Annotated in this window: 16 protein-coding genes and 1 pseudogene; 12 read left to right on the top strand and 5 right to left on the bottom strand. The window is 59.8% G+C overall.

From position 1 onward, the window contains the following. Positions 1-213, top strand: a pseudogene (locus DXT77_RS30000) (hypothetical protein); the annotation flags it as partial. 212 nt (positions 214-425) lie between these two features. Here DXT77_RS30000 and DXT77_RS27955 read toward each other — a convergent pair. Then, positions 426-1,649 carry a CaiB/BaiF CoA-transferase family protein gene (locus DXT77_RS27955; protein ID WP_178083502.1) on the bottom strand — a complete coding sequence of 408 codons (1,224 nt, stop codon included), beginning with the start codon at positions 1,647-1,649 and terminating at the stop codon, positions 426-428. Between the two features lie 10 nt (positions 1,650-1,659). After that, positions 1,660-2,841, bottom strand: coding sequence for an acyl-CoA dehydrogenase (locus tag DXT77_RS27950; RefSeq protein WP_119429955.1), 1,182 nt, complete (start codon positions 2,839-2,841; stop codon positions 1,660-1,662). Between the two features lie 158 nt (positions 2,842-2,999). On the opposite strand from DXT77_RS27950, the gene DXT77_RS27945 reads away from it, so the two are divergent. The 11 genes from DXT77_RS27945 (at position 3,000) to DXT77_RS27895 (ending at position 13,113) form a co-directional block, all read left to right on the top strand. Further along, entirely contained in the window at positions 3,000-3,899 is a 900-nt protein-coding gene (locus tag DXT77_RS27945) for a LysR family transcriptional regulator (RefSeq protein WP_119429954.1), read from the top strand. Between the two features lie 434 nt (positions 3,900-4,333). Beyond that, positions 4,334-5,455 (top strand): Re/Si-specific NAD(P)(+) transhydrogenase subunit alpha, encoded by a 1,122-nt coding sequence (locus tag DXT77_RS27940; protein WP_119429953.1) that lies wholly within the window; start codon positions 4,334-4,336, stop codon positions 5,453-5,455. A gap of 15 nt (positions 5,456-5,470) precedes the next feature. After that, positions 5,471-5,791 carry an NAD(P) transhydrogenase subunit alpha gene (locus DXT77_RS27935; RefSeq protein ID WP_003220416.1) on the top strand — a complete coding sequence of 107 codons (321 nt, stop codon included), beginning with the start codon at positions 5,471-5,473 and terminating at the stop codon, positions 5,789-5,791. Further along, positions 5,791-7,224: an NAD(P)(+) transhydrogenase (Re/Si-specific) subunit beta gene (locus DXT77_RS27930; protein ID WP_119429952.1), complete on the top strand. Its 1,434-nt coding sequence runs from the start codon at positions 5,791-5,793 to the stop codon at positions 7,222-7,224. The genes DXT77_RS27935 and DXT77_RS27930 overlap by 1 nt, the downstream gene beginning before the upstream one ends. Positions 7,225-7,439: 215 nt before the next feature. Then, entirely contained in the window at positions 7,440-8,933 is a 1,494-nt protein-coding gene (locus DXT77_RS27925) for an acetyl-CoA hydrolase/transferase family protein (RefSeq protein WP_119429951.1), read from the top strand. A gap of 321 nt (positions 8,934-9,254) precedes the next feature. After that, positions 9,255-9,470, top strand: a complete 216-nt coding sequence (locus DXT77_RS27920; RefSeq protein WP_003220409.1) for a DUF1127 domain-containing protein — start codon at positions 9,255-9,257, stop codon at positions 9,468-9,470. A gap of 257 nt (positions 9,471-9,727) precedes the next feature. Beyond that, positions 9,728-9,937 (top strand): DUF1127 domain-containing protein, encoded by a 210-nt coding sequence (locus DXT77_RS27915; protein ID WP_119429950.1) that lies wholly within the window; start codon positions 9,728-9,730, stop codon positions 9,935-9,937. 135 nt (positions 9,938-10,072) lie between these two features. After that, positions 10,073-10,390, top strand: coding sequence for a DUF2388 domain-containing protein (locus DXT77_RS27910; protein ID WP_085713004.1), 318 nt, complete (start codon positions 10,073-10,075; stop codon positions 10,388-10,390). Positions 10,391-10,497: 107 nt separating this feature from the next. Next, positions 10,498-10,806, top strand: coding sequence for a DUF2388 domain-containing protein (locus tag DXT77_RS27905; RefSeq protein ID WP_119429949.1), 309 nt, complete (start codon positions 10,498-10,500; stop codon positions 10,804-10,806). 28 nt (positions 10,807-10,834) lie between these two features. Next, a complete protein-coding gene (locus tag DXT77_RS27900) occupies positions 10,835-11,155 on the top strand; it encodes a DUF2388 domain-containing protein (protein ID WP_065260625.1) in 321 nt (106 codons plus the stop codon). Next, complete coding sequence (locus DXT77_RS27895; protein WP_085713006.1) at positions 11,152-13,113, top strand: DUF4105 domain-containing protein; 1,962 nt, start codon at positions 11,152-11,154, stop codon at positions 13,111-13,113. The genes DXT77_RS27900 and DXT77_RS27895 overlap by 4 nt, the downstream gene beginning before the upstream one ends. Positions 13,114-13,182: 69 nt before the next feature. On the opposite strand, the gene DXT77_RS27890 is transcribed toward DXT77_RS27895, so the two are convergent. The 3 genes from DXT77_RS27890 to trpB form a co-directional block, all read right to left on the bottom strand. Then, positions 13,183-13,626, bottom strand: a complete 444-nt coding sequence (locus DXT77_RS27890) for an anti-virulence regulator CigR family protein (RefSeq protein ID WP_085713007.1) — start codon at positions 13,624-13,626, stop codon at positions 13,183-13,185. 119 nt (positions 13,627-13,745) lie between these two features. Further along, on the bottom strand, positions 13,746-14,558 hold the full coding sequence (gene trpA, locus DXT77_RS27885; protein ID WP_085713008.1) for a tryptophan synthase subunit alpha: 813 nt from the start codon (positions 14,556-14,558) through the stop codon (positions 13,746-13,748). Further along, on the bottom strand, positions 14,558-15,790 hold the full coding sequence (gene trpB, locus DXT77_RS27880) for a tryptophan synthase subunit beta (RefSeq protein ID WP_119429948.1): 1,233 nt from the start codon (positions 15,788-15,790) through the stop codon (positions 14,558-14,560). Before trpB ends, trpA begins: the two co-directional genes overlap by 1 nt. Between the last annotated feature and the right edge of the window lie 87 nt (positions 15,791-15,877).

Here is a 15,877-nt window from a genome sequence, read left to right as displayed (position 1 = left end):
CTGTCAAGTGATTATTTTCAGAAGTTTTCGAAGATTTCTTCAACAACTTCAACCACTTGCGCTTCCGATCTCTCGTTAGCGGGAGGCGAATTCTACAGCGTTACACGCTGCTGTCAACACCTCTTTTCCCCCGCTTTCGATCGAGAAGACCGAACCATTGAAAGCACCAGACAAACCGGCATTTCCAACGCCTTCCAGGCTTCGATGAACTGAAGCCATCCGCTATCGAAACTTACATAACTCATTGAATCTCAAAGAGTTTTCCGTTTCTACTGCGCCGGAAGTGGGGCGAATTATAGAGACTCAGGATCTGCCGTCAACCCTTAATTTTGCTTTTCTTTCAACAACTTGCAGATAGGCCAAAAAACGCTCAAGACCCTCTATATAGAAGAAGGACTCAATACCCTTCTATATAGAGAGAACCTTCAGAGCACTCCATCCTCTTTCATCGCAGCCACTGCACCCGCCCCGAGACCCAGCACCCTCTGCAAAACGTCCAAGGTATGCTCGCCCAACAAAGGAGGCGCACGACGATACTCCACAGGCGTCCGAGACAACCGAATCGGGCTGGCCACCTGCGGCACCATCCCTGCCAACGCATGAGGCAGCTCAATCGCCAACCCGCGAGACTTCACCTGTGGATCCTCGAACACCTGCGACAGATCATTGATTGGCCCACACGGCACCCCCGCCTGCTCCAGCTGAGCCACCCACTCGGCGGTCGTCTTGAAGACTGTCGCCTGACGGATCAACGGAATCAGCACCGCCCGATTCGCCACACGCAGCTTATTGGTCGCGAAACGCGGATCATCCGCCCACTGCGGCTGTCCCGCCACCTCGGCGAATTTGCGGAACTGCCCGTCATTACCCACCGTGAGAATGAAGTCGCCATCAGCCGTAGGAAAATCCTGGTACGGCACGATATTCGGATGCGCATTCCCCAGCCGCTTTGGCGCATTGCCCGTCGTCAGGTAGTTCATCGCCTGATTAGCCAGGCACGCCACCTGCACATCCAGCAGCGCCATATCAATGTGCTGGCCGCCACCATCGTGATCACGGTGAGCCAGCGCTGCCAGAATCGCCACGGTCGAATAAAGCCCCGTAAGGATATCCGTAAGCGCCACCCCCACTTTCACCGGCCCGGCACCCTCATCCCCCTCGGGTCTCCCGGTCAGGCTCATCAGCCCGCCGAGCCCCTGGATCATGAAGTCATAACCCGCGCGCTTCGCATACGGCCCGGTCTGACCGAAACCAGTGATCGAGCAATAAATCAGATCCGGATTGATCGCCTTCAACGACTCATAGTCCAGTCCATAAGCCGCCAACCCACCGACTTTGAAGTTCTCGATCAGGATGTCCGACTTGGCTGCCAGCTCCCGCACCAGTTTCTGACCCTCGGGACGCGTGAAATCAATCGTCACCGATTGCTTGTTGCGGTTGGCCGACAGGTAATACGCCGCCTCCGACGTATTCTCGCCATAAGCGTCTTTCAGGAAGGGCGGCCCCCAGGCGCGGGTGTCGTCACCATTGCCCGGGCGCTCGACCTTGATCACTTCCGCCCCAAGGTCGGCCAGGATCTGACCAGCCCACGGGCCGGCCAGCACTCGCGATAAATCCAGTACCCGCAGATGCGACAGCGCGCCCATGATCGCTCTCCTGTTAATAGAACGCCTGCAGGCCGGTCTGCGCACGACCAAGGATCAGCGCGTGGACGTCGTGAGTACCTTCATAGGTATTCACCACTTCCAGGTTGACCAGGTGACGGGCCACCCCGAATTCATCGGAGATCCCGTTGCCGCCCAACATGTCACGGGCCATGCGAGCGATATCCAGCGATTTGCCGCAAGAGTTACGCTTCATGATCGAAGTGATTTCAACCGCAGCAGTGCCTTCATCCTTCATGCGGCCCAGACGCAGGCAGCCTTGCAGTGCCAGAGTGATTTCGGTCTGCATGTCGGCCAGTTTTTTCTGGATCAACTGAGTAGCAGCCAGCGGACGGCCGAACTGTTGACGATCCAGGGTGTACTGGCGAGCGGTGTGCCAGCAGAACTCGGCCGCGCCCAGCGCCCCCCAGGAGATGCCATAACGTGCAGAGTTGAGACAGGTGAACGGACCTTTCAGACCACGCACGTCCGGGAAGATGTTTTCTTCCGGCACGAACACGTTGTCCATGACGATTTCACCGGTGATCGAAGCCCGCAGTCCGACCTTGCCGTGAATCGCCGGAGCGCTCAGGCCTTTCCAGCCCTTCTCCAATACAAAGCCGCGGATGTCGCCGGCGTCGTCCTTGGCCCAGACCACGAACACATCGGCGATCGGGCTATTGGTGATCCACATCTTGGCGCCGGTCAGGCTGTAACCGCCTTCGACTTTGCGTGCACGAGTAATCATCGCGCCCGGGTCGGAACCGTGGTTCGGCTCAGTCAGACCGAAGCAGCCGATCCACTCGCCAGAAGCCAGTTTCGGCAGGTACTTCTGCTTCTGTGCTTCGGTACCGAATTCATTGATCGGCACCATCACCAGCGAAGACTGCACGCTCATCATCGAACGGTAGCCGGAATCCACGCGCTCGACTTCACGGGCAATCAGGCCGTAGCTGACGTAGTTGAGGCCGCTGCCACCGTACTGCTCAGGGATGGTCGCGCCCAACAGGCCGACTTCGCCCATCTCACGAAAGATCGCCGGATCGGTCTTCTCATGGCGGAAGGCTTCAAGAACGCGTGGCGCGAGGCTCTGCTGGGCGAATTGCGCGGCAGTGTCGCGGATCATGCGTTCTTCTTCAGTCAGCTGTTGATCCAGCAGCAGTGGATCGATCCAGTTGAAGCTAGCTTTACCGCCCATGAGTGAGTCCTCGCAAATCGGGTGAATTAACGTGGCATTGATCCTAGGCGCGCTTCGCCCTCCCAGCAAACGAGGATTTCGCATCCTGTTGTGCTAATTTCTCACTCCGAAACGTCGCCAAGTGCCCTATATGCGGCGTATTAGTGAGGTTGACGTACATGCGCCGCAAGATACCCAGCACCACCGCCCTGATCAGCTTCGAGGCAGCCGCCCGCCACGAGAGCTTTACCAAGGCCGCCGAAGAACTTTCCCTCACTCAGGGAGCCATTTGCCGACAGATCGCCAGCCTTGAGGACTTCCTCAGCGTCGAACTCTTCCGACGTTCGCGGCGCGGAGTGAAGCTGACCGAAGCGGGCCTTTCCTACAGCCGCCGGGTTGCCACCCAACTCGATGCTGTAGAGCGCGATACCCTGTCGGTGATGGGTCAGCAAGGCACCAACGTGATCGAGCTCGCCGTGGTGCCGACCTTCGGCACGCAATGGCTGCTGCCAAGACTCAAGGACTTCCAGCTCAAACATCCGGAGGTCACGGTCAACCTGACCAACCGCACCCGCCCCTTCCTGTTTGCCGACACTGAATTCGATGCCGCCATCTATTTCGGTGATGCCGATTGGTCGGGTACAGAATCCCACAGACTGATGGGTGAGAACCCGATGCCGGTGTGCAGCCCCGCCCTGCTCGGCAACAAAACTCACCTGACACCCGATGAAATTGCCGATCTCCCTCTCCTCCAGCAAACCACCCGCCCCTACGCCTGGCGACAGTGGTTCAACTCGCAGCACCTGAACATCCCCCGCGACATGACAGGTCCGCGCTACGAGCTATTCTCCATGCTGGCCCAGGCGGCCATGCATGACATGGGCATCGCGCTGATCCCACCGTTCCTGATCCAGCGCGAATTGGCCGAGAAACGCCTGGTGATAGCCAACCCGAATGCACTCTCCAGCATCAAGGCGTATTACCTGATGATTCCCGAGCGAAAAGTCGAATCTGCGTCACTCAAGGCTTTTCGCGACTGGCTGGTAAATCAGGCACACAGCTACAACCTAGAAGGATAAGGGCCTCCAGCGATTACTAACCCCGTAGTCAGGATATTCAAAGCCCTACAGATATAACTATTTGTCGCAAATCGACAGACTGTATCCGAAAGTCGTACAGACGTCCCACAAGCGCCTGCCGACGTGGCTTTGAGCCCTCATTCGCGACTCATTGCGGCCTATTCACGTCACCGATGAGAAAATTCTTCAAATTCATCCAGACTCCTTGAAAGGCACGGCCTGCAAGGGATTCAACTGGCCATCTGCGACATTCGGTCACGGGATGACTTGTAGTTAATTTTCCGTCACCCGTCATAATCCCTTGAAGGGCATAAACTTCGCCTGCAAAATGCCGCGCCCCGCCCTGATTCGGCGGGATCGTGCTGATCGGCCGCCCCAATCGCACCATCCGTAGTGCATGGGTTTACTCAATAAGATCACGCAGGAGATTTGACGTGCACATTGGTGTTCCTCTCGAAACCCAGACCGGTGAAACACGGGTTGCTGCAACCCCGGAAACCATCAAAAAGCTGATCAGCCAAGGTCATAAGGTCACTGTGCAAACCGGCGCGGGCGTTAAAGCCAGCGTTGTCGACAGTGCCTATGAAGCGGCAGGCGCAACCATTGGCAGTGCCAATGACGCGTTTGGCGCCGAGCTGATTCTCAAAGTGGTCGCGCCAAGCGATGCCGAACTGACGCTGATCAAGCGCGGCACCGTGTTGGTGGGCATGCTCAACCCGTTCAACAACGACACTATCGCGAAGATAGCCGAGTGCGGGATTACCGCCTTCGCCCTGGAAGCGGCGCCACGTACGTCCCGGGCCCAGAGCCTCGACGTGCTGTCGTCCCAGGCGAACATTGCCGGCTACAAGGCCGTGCTGCTGGCCGCCCACTACTACCCGCGCTTCATGCCGATGCTGATGACCGCTGCGGGCACCGTGAAAGCGGCGCGCGTGCTGATTCTGGGGGCTGGTGTGGCCGGGTTGCAGGCGATTGCCACGGCGAAACGTCTGGGTGCCGTCATCGAAGCGTCCGACGTGCGTCCGGCCGTGAAGGAACAGATCGAGTCCCTCGGCGCCAAGTTTGTCGACGTGCCTTACGAGACCGATGAAGAACGCGAATGCGCGGTCGGTGTCGGCGGTTACGCACGTCCGATGCCGGCGAGCTGGATGCAACGTCAGGCCCAGGCCGTGCACGAGCGCGCCAAGCAGGCTGACATCGTCATCACCACCGCACTTATCCCGGGCCGCAAGGCTCCGGTGCTGTTGAGCGCGGACACTGTGGCGCAGATGAAACCCGGTTCGGTAGTCATCGACCTCGCAGCCGCCCAGGGTGGTAACTGCCCGCTGACCGTGGCCGATCAGGTCGTGGTCGAGAACGGCGTAACCATCGTCGGCCCGACCAACCTCGCCGGTGAAGTCGCCGCTGACGCCTCGGCGCTGTACGCACGCAACCTGCTGGACTTCCTGAAGCTGGTATTCACCAAAGAAGGCCAGTTCGAAGTGAACCTCGAAGACGACATCGTCGCCGCGTGCCTGATGTGCCGCGACGGCCAAGTCATCCGCAAAAACGCCTAAGCAGGGATTCAGACGATGGAAGAGCTTATCTCCCCCGGTATCTACAACCTGATCATCTTCGTGCTGGCGATTTATGTCGGTTACCACGTGGTCTGGAACGTTACACCCGCATTGCACACGCCGTTGATGGCGGTGACCAACGCCATTTCGGCGATCGTGATCGTCGGCGCCATGCTCGCGGCCGCCCTGACCGTCACCCCGCTGGGCAAGACCATGGGCACCCTCGCCGTGGCACTGGCCGCGGTCAACGTGTTCGGTGGCTTCCTGGTCACCCGCCGCATGCTTGAGATGTTCAAGAAGAAAGCCCCGAAAGCAAAAGAAGAGGCGCCTAAGTAATGAGCATGAACCTCGTCACGACGCTCTATCTGATCGCGTCGATCTGCTTCATCCAGGCCCTCAAAGGTCTGTCGCACCCGACCACGTCGCGCCGCGGCAACCTGTTCGGCATGCTCGGCATGGCGTTGGCGATCCTGACCACCATCGGCCTCATCTATAAGCTCGGGGCTGAATTGGCGACTGCCGGCATCGGCTACGTGATTGTCGGCCTGCTGATCGGCGGCACCGCCGGTTCGATCATGGCCAAGCGCGTTGAAATGACCAAGATGCCGGAACTGGTTGCGTTCATGCACAGCATGATCGGCCTGGCAGCGGTGTTCATCGCCATTGCAGCGGTGGTCGAGCCGCAGTCGCTGGGCATCGTCAAGCAACTGGGCGACTCGATCCCGGCGGGTAACCGTCTGGAGCTGTTCCTTGGTGCGGCCATTGGTGCCATCACCTTCTCCGGTTCGGTGATCGCCTTCGGCAAGCTGTCGGGCAAGTACAAGTTCCGCCTGTTCCAGGGTGCACCGGTACAGTTCAGTGGTCAGCACAAGCTGAACGCGGTACTGGGTCTGGCGACGCTGATCCTCGGCGTGACCTTCATGCTGACCGGCAACCTTGCTGCATTCGCACTGATGCTGGCCCTGGCGTTCGTCATGGGCGTGCTGATCATCATCCCGATTGGTGGCGCCGACATGCCGGTGGTAGTGTCGATGCTCAACAGCTATTCCGGCTGGGCGGCAGCGGGTATCGGCTTCTCGCTGAACAACTCGATGCTGATCATTGCCGGCTCCCTGGTGGGTTCGAGCGGTGCGATCCTCTCGTACATCATGTGCAAGGCAATGAACCGTTCCTTCTTTAATGTACTGCTCGGCGGTTTCGGCAATGCCGCAGACGCCGGTCCTGCCGGTGAGAAGGAAGCCCGTCCGGTGAAATCCGGTTCGGCTGACGACGCAACCTTCCTGCTGACCAACGCCGATACCGTGATCATCGTTCCGGGTTACGGCCTGGCAGTAGCCCGTGCACAGCACGCATTAAAAGAGCTGACCGAGAAGCTGACCCACCACGGCGTGACCGTGAAGTACGCGATCCACCCGGTAGCCGGTCGGATGCCAGGCCACATGAACGTACTGCTGGCCGAGGCCGAAGTGCCGTACGACCAGGTGTTCGAGATGGAAGACATCAACTCCGAGTTCGGCCAGGCCGACGTGGTGCTGGTGCTCGGGGCCAACGACGTGGTCAACCCCGCTGCCAAGAACGATCCGAAGTCGCCGATTGCAGGCATGCCGATTCTCGAAGCCTTCAAGGCCAAAACTGTCATCGTCAACAAGCGCTCGATGGCCAGCGGCTACGCCGGTCTGGACAACGAACTGTTCTACCTGGACAAGACCATGATGGTGTTCGGCGACGCGAAGAAAGTCATCGAAGACATGGTCAAAGCGGTCGAGTAAATCGCTCGCTGCTGTACCGGACGCCCCGACTTGTCGGGGCGTTTTTGTTTGCAAAAACCGTCGGACAATTTGCCGCGTTGTTGCAGATCCGGTAACGGTGTTTTACTTGAAACCCGCTGAATAGACGCCTCGTTTGCGACCTTGGTAGCGGGACAGGCGCCCGCGAAATTCACTAGACTGCGCATCCTGCTACTCGCTGCCCGAGAAAATAATCCATGTACCGTGACCGTATTCGCCTGCCTTCGTTGTTGGATAAAGTGATGAGCGCCGCCGACGCCGCTGCGCTGATTGAGGACGGCATGACCGTCGGCATGAGCGGCTTCACCCGCGCCGGCGAAGCCAAGGCCGTTCCCCATGCACTGGCCGAGCGAGCCAAGGTCACGCCGCTGAAGATCAGCCTGATGACCGGTGCCAGCCTGGGCAACGACCTCGACAAGCAACTGACCGAGGCCGGCGTCCTGTCCCGGCGCATGCCGTTCCAGGTCGACAGCACCTTGCGCAAGGCGATCAACGCCGGCGAAGTGATGTTCATCGACCAGCACCTGTCGGAAACCGTCGAGCAACTGCGCAACCAGCAACTGAAGCTGCCGGACATCGCAGTGATCGAAGCCGTGGCCATCACCGAACAGGGCCATATCGTGCCGACCACGTCGGTGGGCAACTCGGCGAGCTTCGCGATCTTCGCAAAACACGTGATCGTCGAGATCAACCTGGCGCACAACGCCAACCTCGAAGGTCTGCATGACATCTATATCCCGACCTATCGCCCGACCCGCACGCCAATTCCGCTGGTAAAGGTCGACGACCGCATCGGCAGCACCGCGATCCCGATCCCGCCGGAGAAGATCGTCGCCATCGTCATCACCCAGCAGTCAGATTCGCCGTCCACCGTGTCGTCGCCGGATGTCGACACCAAAGCCATTGCCGATCACCTGATCACCTTCCTCAAGCAGGAAGTCGATGCCGGACGCATGACCAACAAGCTCGGCCCGCTGCAGGCCGGGATCGGCAACATTGCCAACGCGGTGATGTGCGGGCTGATCGATTCGCCGTTCGAAGAACTGACCATGTACTCCGAAGTGCTGCAGGATTCGACCTTCGACCTGATCGACGCCGGCAAGCTGAGCTTCGCCTCGGGCAGCTCGATCACCCTGTCGGAGCGGCGCAACAGCGACGTGTTCGGCAACCTGGAGAAGTACAAGGACAAACTGGTGCTGCGTCCGCAGGAGATCTCGAACCACCCGGAAGTGGTTCGTCGCCTGGGCATCATCGGCATCAACACGGCGCTCGAGTTCGACATCTATGGCAACGTCAACTCCACCCACGTCTGCGGCACGCGGATGATGAACGGCATTGGCGGTTCGGGTGACTTCGCACGCAACGCGCACCTGGCGGTGTTCGTGACCAAGTCGATTGCCAAGGGCGGCGCGATTTCCAGCGTGGTGCCGATGGTCAGCCACGTCGACCACACCGAACATGACGTCGACATCCTGGTGACCGAGGTAGGCCTGGCCGACCTGCGTGGCCTGGCGCCACGGGAACGCGCCCGGGTCATCATCGACAACTGTGTGCACCCGGACTACCGCCAGGCGCTGAATGATTACTTCGACAAAGCCTGCGCCATCGGCGGCCACACCCCGCACATCCTGCGTGATGCTCTGAGCTGGCACATCAATCTGGAAGAAACCGGGCACATGCTGAAGGCTTGATCCGCACAGATATTCCGCTGGCGCAAACACAGTTTCGTCAGCGGAAATTTGAAAACCTCCGACCCCGTCAAAAACTGTACTGCTGTACCGGTCTTTTCCTACGGATTTTGCCTACTCAAATCATCGAATCGAGCAAAAACGCACCAAATAGGCGCAGACAGGTACAGTTTGCGCGATTTTGACCCGTACACCCCCTATAAACAGTTAACTGGTCACTCACAATACAAGTGAACTGTATCTAGAGAGTCTGGCCAAACGAGAGGATCATGGGCACCAGTTAAACCACTACCTGATCCCGCCACAAGCGGAAGGATGTCAACCATGGAACGTACACTCAGTTCCGAACTGTTCTTCGAAGACAAAGCTGCAAAAACCCAGGCTTCCCTGCCTCTGCGCGTTATCGCCAACCTGATGTTGTGGCAGCGCCGCATCTCCAGCCGCCATCAACTGGCTCGTCTGGATTCGCGTCTGCTGGCTGACGCCGGTATCAGCGAAGCACAACGCTACGAAGAGCTCAGCAAGCCGTTCTGGCGCTAAGTAGCGTCGCTGGCTCTGGTCACCAGACCCACCGCCAGCAACCCGAATTGAACAAACAAGACCCGTCGCGGGAAACCGCGACGGGTCTTGTCGTTTTGGGCTCGGAAAACATGCGATACAGGTGCCTGTATCGCAGACAGGTACAGTTTCAATTTACCAAAAACTGAACCAGTACAATTTTGCCACGGTGTATCTGCCGTGCTCACTGTATTCAGCTCAACATGACCTTCCGCTCCCACAGACTTAAGGAAGACGTCATGAATCACTTACAGGATGTTTCAGCCGTTATAGTCGAATGCTCTTCCCGCTGCGGCCTTCTACGGCGGCTATTCAAAGGCTTCTGGCAAGGTCTGGAGCGCGCCAGGACAAGGCGCTTGCTGGCTCAACTCGACGGGCGGGATCTCGCCGATATCGGCCTCAGCCAAGCGGATCGACTGAACGAGCTGGAGAAACCCTTCTGGCGCTAGCATTTTGCCCTCTGTGCGAAACCTCTCACACAGGCCTAATATCCGGGCAGAACGTGGCGAATGCCGTGCGACTGGCGTCTGACTCCCCAGACACCAAGCCACCTCTCAATACGAAATTTTCAGAGGAGTTACACCATGTCCCGTCTTCGCCTGCTCAGCGCTGCCGCCTTGCTGGCCGTGGCTGCCAATGCCAGCGCCACCAGTTTCATCGTGACCACCGACGCCGTTGTCGGCGCGCTGAAGTCCTCTTCGGACGCGACTTCCGACGTCAGCTCTTCGCTGCGTGACAACAAAGTCGTGATCGCTGCCCGTGACGACGCTGCCAGCTTCGTCGCCAGCGAAGGCCAGATCCGCGGCGTGAAACTGGAAAGTGCCCTGGATCTTATCCGCCATCAGGCACCGCAACTGAATGCGACCGACGCACAACTGGCACAAGCCATCCTGGCGATCTGATCCGACGTTGCTGGAAGGGACACGCCAGCCGTGTCCCGATGTTTCGCCGCTGGCTCTGGACCGGGCATTGCGCTAGCCTTGGGTCTCGCTAACAGCTCCTGAGACTCATGCGTTTTCTTACAAATCTGATTATCCCTTCTGTTCTTGTCACTGTTGGCTGGGCGACCTCGGTCGATGCCTTTGACGTCTCGATGCAAAACACCGTCGTCAGCGGTTACGCCACCAGCATGGTGTCTTCCGCGCCTTTCGACCGTAAACTAGTGCTCGCCGCCCACGACGATGCCGCGGCATTCGTTGCCAGTGACGGCCAATTACGAGGCGCCCAGCTGGAATCCGCGCTGCATTACCTGCGTAAATCCCGGCCAAAACTTCATGTAAGCGACCTTGAACTGGCACAGGCAATTCTCGTCCAATAGTTATTCTTGCCCCCTCCGGAGTCGTTCCATGCGTAGCCCGCTGATTGCTGCCGCCCTTGGCCTGCTGTTGTTGGCCGATATGGCCCAGGCGCACACCCTGGTAGCCACCAGTAACATCATCGTTCGTGCCTCCCAGCGCACCATCGATTTCACTTCCGACACCACCACGTCGATCCGCGATTCGAAAATCATCCGCGAAGCCCACGACGACGCCGCCAGCTTCGTTGCCAGCAACGGTGATATCCGTGGCGCGCACCTGGAAGCCGCCCTCAACACCTTGCGCACCCGCGTGCCGGAAGCCCGCGACGCCAGTGACCAGGTACTCGCCGAAGCCATCCTCGCATTGTGAAATCTCTCAGCGCCTGGCTGCTGGCCGGGGCGCTGCTGCTGATCGGCAGCAACGCCCACGCCAGCCTGCAACTGCGGCTCAAGACCGAGGGGCTGAGCCCCGCCCAACAACAGGCCAGCCAGGCGTTGCTCGATGAAGCGATGCAGAAACTGCCGCCCAGCTTCATCGAACGCCTGGATCGACGCATCGATGTCGGCTGGACCGACGAGATGCCCGACAATGCCTACGGTGAGGCGGCTCTTGTTTCCGAGCTGGACCTGAACCGCAAACTGCTCGCCAGTCTCACCGACGGCAGCGCAGCCAAACAAAAGACCAGCCGCCCCCACGGCACGGTGCGCCAGGAATTGCTCGCTACGGTGCTGCACGAGATCACCCATATTTACGACCGCGCACGTCTGTGGCCAGCCGCCGAACGCACGCTGATCCAGCGTTGCACGCGCCGCAACAACAGCGCCGGGCTGATCGGCCTGCCGGATGAGTGCCGTGGCCAGAACGACCGGCGCTTCACCCTCAGCGATGACCCGCGCCTGCTCGACCTCGCCGGCTGGCAGCAATACGTCGGCCGCCGTGGCGAACGTGAACAGCACAACCGGCAGATCGCCCGCAGCCCGGACCTGTACGAGATCTCCAGTCCGAAGGAGTTCGTCGCGGTCAACATGGAGTATTTCCTCCTCGACCCGAGTTACGCCTGCCGCCGTCCGGCGCTGTACCGTTATTACAAGGAACATTTCGGCTGGGCGCCGCCGGAAAAGGACACCTGCGCCAAATCCTTCGCCTTCCTCAATGCCGGCAACGACTTTGCCAAACAGCCCCTGGGCCAGGTCGATCCAGAACGGGTCTACGCCATCGACTACCTGCTGGCCGAAGCGAACCAGAACTGGGTCAGCCGCTGGGGACACAGCATGTTGCGCCTGGTGATCTGCGCCCCGGGCCGGCCACGTGGGCCGGACTGCCGACTGGACCTGGACCAGCATCTGGTGCTGTCCTACCGCGCATTCGTCGGCGATGTGCAGCTGTCGAGCTGGGACGGACTGGTCGGCAAATACCCGTCGCGTCTGTTCGTCCTGCCGTTGGCCCAGGTGATCGACGAATACACCAAGACCGAACTGCGCAGCCTCGCTTCAGTACCTCTGAATCTGTCGCGCAGCGAGATCGAAGACGTGGTCGAACACGCCGCCGAAATGCACTGGAGCTACGACGGCAACTATTTCTTCCTGTCCAACAACTGCGCGGTGGAGAGCCTGAAACTGCTGCGCAGCGGCAGCAACAATTCGCAGCTTGTCGGCCTCGACAGCATCATGCCCAACGGCCTGCTGGAAGTGCTCAAGGGCCGGGGCCTGGCGGATACCAGCGTGCTGGACAATCCCAAAGAGGCATTGCGTTTGGGTTACCGCTTCGACTCGTTCCGCGATCGCTATCAGGCGATGTTCGAGGTGCTGAAGAAGCAGCTGCCGATCAAGCAGACCAGCGTCGAGGAATGGCTGTCGCTGTCGGCAGAAGAACGACGGCCCTGGTTCGAACGCGCCGACCTGCGTACAAGCGCAGCCCTGCTGCTGTTGGAACAGGCGAGCTTCCGTCGCCAGTTGCTGCTGGCCCAGGATGAGGTCAAGCAACGCTACCTCGGCGCCCGGGAGCTGGAAAACGGCGGCATGGATAAAGCCAACGCGACGTTGCAGCAGATCCTCGCCAACAGCGGCTTCCTCAGTCGCCCGGCGGAACTGCTCGACTCTCGCGGTTACGGCCTGCCGCAACCCAGCGAGTTCAGCCGACTGGAAGCCGAAAGCAGCCAGCGCCAGAAACAGCTACTGGTACTAAGCGGTGATCTGGACAAGGAAGTGCGTGCGCTGCTGGAGCCCAAGCGAGCAGCAGAAATTGCCGCCAACGAGGCCAACGTGAAACAGATCGGCGAACATTTGCGCAAACTGCACAAAGCTTCGGGCGGCCTGGAATTGCCCTGAAAACAACGGCCCTGAAAAACAAAAGACCGCAGCCTGTGAAAGGCTGTGGTCTTTTTTATTGCCTGCAAATCAGTACAGAACGCCATCCAGAATTTCGTAGACAATCCCGGTACCGACTGCGATCAACACGATATCGCCACCGGCCCGACGCCATTCATAGCCCGGATACACCGGCAAACGCCCCAATGCCCGGGGATCCAGTCGCTCACCGTAGTAACCGTGGGGCAACGGCCGACCGCGTTCCAGGCGGATACCCGGAGGTGGCGGCGCACCGCGAACGAAGTAGCCATGATTGTCACGGATCACCTGGCGCACAGGCCCGAAGTCACGCGGTGGCGGGCCGCCACGGTGGCTGCTTTGCCAGTCATGGTGATCGCCACCGCGATCATCGTAATGGCCCTGTTGCGGGCCGCCGTGGTCGTGATCGTCGCGTGGGTCGGCGCTGGCCAGCAGCGGCGTGGCGCTGATCATCAGCACGCCCAGACTGGCAATCAGACGTTTCGGCATTTTCATGAGTTTTCCTCACTGCACTGACAGCAAAAAGGGATTCAGAACGGGTTCTGAATCCCTCGGTCTTGCTGAATTAGTCTGTGCCGCGAGGCGCTAATTCCTCTGTATCAGGAACTTTACCTTCAGCTGACGCGGGCCTTACGCACGCCTTCGGACAGTGCCGAGCACAGGCTCAGCACGCCGTCGATGGCCTGAGCCGGCGTGGTTGCATTGGCAATGTGATCGATCAACGCCGAACCCACCACCACGCCATCGGCCAGACGCGCGATGGACGCGGCTTGCTCCGGCGTACGGATACCGAAACCGATGCTGATCGGCAGGTCGGTATGACGACGCAGGCGCGCCACGGCTTCCTCGACGTGTTCCAGAGTCGCCGCACCGGCACCGGTCACACCGGCGACCGACACGTAGTAAACGAAGCCGGAGCTGCCGTTCAACACTTTCGGCAGACGTGCGTCATCGGTGGTCGGCGTGGTCAGACGGATGAAGTCGATGCCTGCAGCCTGGGCGGGGTCGCACAGCTCCGAGTTGTGCTCCGGTGGCATGTCGACCACGATCAGGCCATCAACGCCGGCCTCTTTGGCTTCGGCGATGAAGCGCTCGACGCCGAACTTGTGGATCGGGTTGAAGTAGCCCATCAGCACCAGCGGCGTGTCGCTGTTGTCCTTGCGGAACTCGCGGACCATTTGCAGGGTTTTGATCAGGTTCTGCTTGGCGCCCAAGGCACGGATGTTCGCCAGTTGAATCGCCGGGCCGTCGGCCATCGGGTCGGTGAACGGCATGCCCAGTTCGATCACGTCGGCACCGGCTTTCGGCAGACCTTTGAGGATCGCCAGCGAGGTGTCGTAATCCGGATCACCGGCGGTAACGAAGGTCACCAGGGCGGCGCGGTTCTGTTCCTTGAGTTCGGCAAAGCGGGTTTGCAGGCGGCTCATCAGTGTTTCTCCTGCTTGGAAGTTTCCATGTGGTGCATGACGGTCTGCATGTCTTTGTCACCGCGGCCGGACAGGTTGACCACCATCAGGTGATCCTTCGGCAGCTTCGGTGCGCGTTTGAATACTTCTGCCAGGGCATGGGCGCTTTCCAGTGCCGGGATGATGCCTTCGAGGCGGCAGCACTGGTGGAACGCAGCGAGGGCTTCGTCATCGGTCACCGAGGTGTACTGGACGCGGCCGATGTCATGCAACCAGGCGTGCTCCGGACCGATGCCTGGGTAGTCGAGGCCGGCGGAAATCGAGTGGGCGTCGATGATCTGACCATCGTCGTCCTGCAGCAGGAAGGTACGGTTGCCGTGCAGCACACCCGGTACACCGCCATTGAGGCTGGCTGCGTGCTTGCCGGTCTCGATGCCGTAACCGGCGGCTTCGACGCCGATGATTTCCACGCCCTTGTCGTCAAGGAACGGGTGGAACAGGCCCATGGCGTTGGAACCGCCACCGATGCATGCCACCAGGCTGTCCGGCAGGCGACCTTCCTGGGCTTGCAGCTGTTCGCGGGTTTCCTTGCCGATCACGGCCTGGAAGTCGCGAACCATCGCGGGATAAGGGTGCGGACCGGCCACGGTGCCGATCAGGTAGAAGGTGCTGTCGACGTTGGTCACCCAGTCACGCAGCGCTTCGTTCATCGCGTCTTTCAGGGTGCCGGTGCCAGCGACCACCGGTATCACTTCGGCGCCCAGCAGCTTCATGCGGAACACGTTGGCCTGCTGGCGTTCGATGTCGGTGGTGCCCATGTAGATCACGCAGTCCAGACCGAAACGCGCAGCCACAGTGGCGGTAGCCACGCCGTGCATGCCGGCGCCGGTCTCGGCGATGATGCGTTTTTTGCCCATGCGCCGCGCCAGCAGGATCTGGCCGATGCAGTTGTTGATCTTGTGCGCGCCGGTGTGGTTCAGCTCTTCGCGCTTGAGGTAGATCTTGGCGCCACCGCAGAACTCGGTCAGGCGCTCGGCGAAGTACAGCGGGCTTGGACGTCCGACGTAGTCGCGCTGGAAGTAGGCCAATTCTTCTTTGAACGCCGGATCTTCCTTGGCCGCTTCGTATTCGCGGGCCAGATCGAGGATCAACGGCATCAGGGTTTCGGCAACGTAACGGCCGCCGAACGAGCCAAACAGGCCGTTGGCGTCAGGGCCGTTACGCAGATCGGAGGTGTTCGAAGTCTGGGTCATGGTTCGCTCCAGCGGATTTCACGAGAAGACAATGGCGTTCACTCTACCCCTCACCTTCCAGGCTGAAAACCGATAAGATCGCCACAA

It is taken from the genome of Pseudomonas sp. 91RF (assembly GCF_003576265.1).
In the GTDB taxonomy this organism is placed as follows: Bacteria; Pseudomonadota; Gammaproteobacteria; order Pseudomonadales; family Pseudomonadaceae; genus Aquipseudomonas; species Aquipseudomonas kribbensis.
This window is presented reverse-complemented; position numbering and strand designations above follow the sequence as displayed.

Bases quoted from the DNA above. Each gene is read 5' to 3' on its own strand.
- DXT77_RS27910 (WP_085713004.1), top strand. From the start codon at position 10,073: ATGTCCCGTCTTCGCCTGCTCAGCGCTGCCGCCTTGCTGGCCGTGGCT.
- trpA (WP_085713008.1), bottom strand. From the start codon at position 14,558: ATGAGCCGCCTGCAAACCCGCTTTGCCGAACTCAAGGAACAGAACCGC.
- DXT77_RS27915 (WP_119429950.1), top strand. From the start codon at position 9,728: ATGAATCACTTACAGGATGTTTCAGCCGTTATAGTCGAATGCTCTTCC.
- DXT77_RS27920 (WP_003220409.1), top strand. From the start codon at position 9,255: ATGGAACGTACACTCAGTTCCGAACTGTTCTTCGAAGACAAAGCTGCA.
- DXT77_RS27930 (WP_119429952.1), top strand. From the start codon at position 5,791: ATGAGCATGAACCTCGTCACGACGCTCTATCTGATCGCGTCGATCTGC.
- DXT77_RS27925 (WP_119429951.1), top strand. From the start codon at position 7,440: ATGTACCGTGACCGTATTCGCCTGCCTTCGTTGTTGGATAAAGTGATG.
- DXT77_RS27900 (WP_065260625.1), top strand. From the start codon at position 10,835: ATGCGTAGCCCGCTGATTGCTGCCGCCCTTGGCCTGCTGTTGTTGGCC.
- trpB (WP_119429948.1), bottom strand. From the start codon at position 15,790: ATGACCCAGACTTCGAACACCTCCGATCTGCGTAACGGCCCTGACGCC.
- DXT77_RS27950 (WP_119429955.1), bottom strand. From the start codon at position 2,841: ATGGGCGGTAAAGCTAGCTTCAACTGGATCGATCCACTGCTGCTGGAT.
- DXT77_RS27890 (WP_085713007.1), bottom strand. From the start codon at position 13,626: ATGAAAATGCCGAAACGTCTGATTGCCAGTCTGGGCGTGCTGATGATC.
- DXT77_RS27905 (WP_119429949.1), top strand. From the start codon at position 10,498: ATGCGTTTTCTTACAAATCTGATTATCCCTTCTGTTCTTGTCACTGTT.
- DXT77_RS27945 (WP_119429954.1), top strand. From the start codon at position 3,000: ATGCGCCGCAAGATACCCAGCACCACCGCCCTGATCAGCTTCGAGGCA.
- DXT77_RS27935 (WP_003220416.1), top strand. From the start codon at position 5,471: ATGGAAGAGCTTATCTCCCCCGGTATCTACAACCTGATCATCTTCGTG.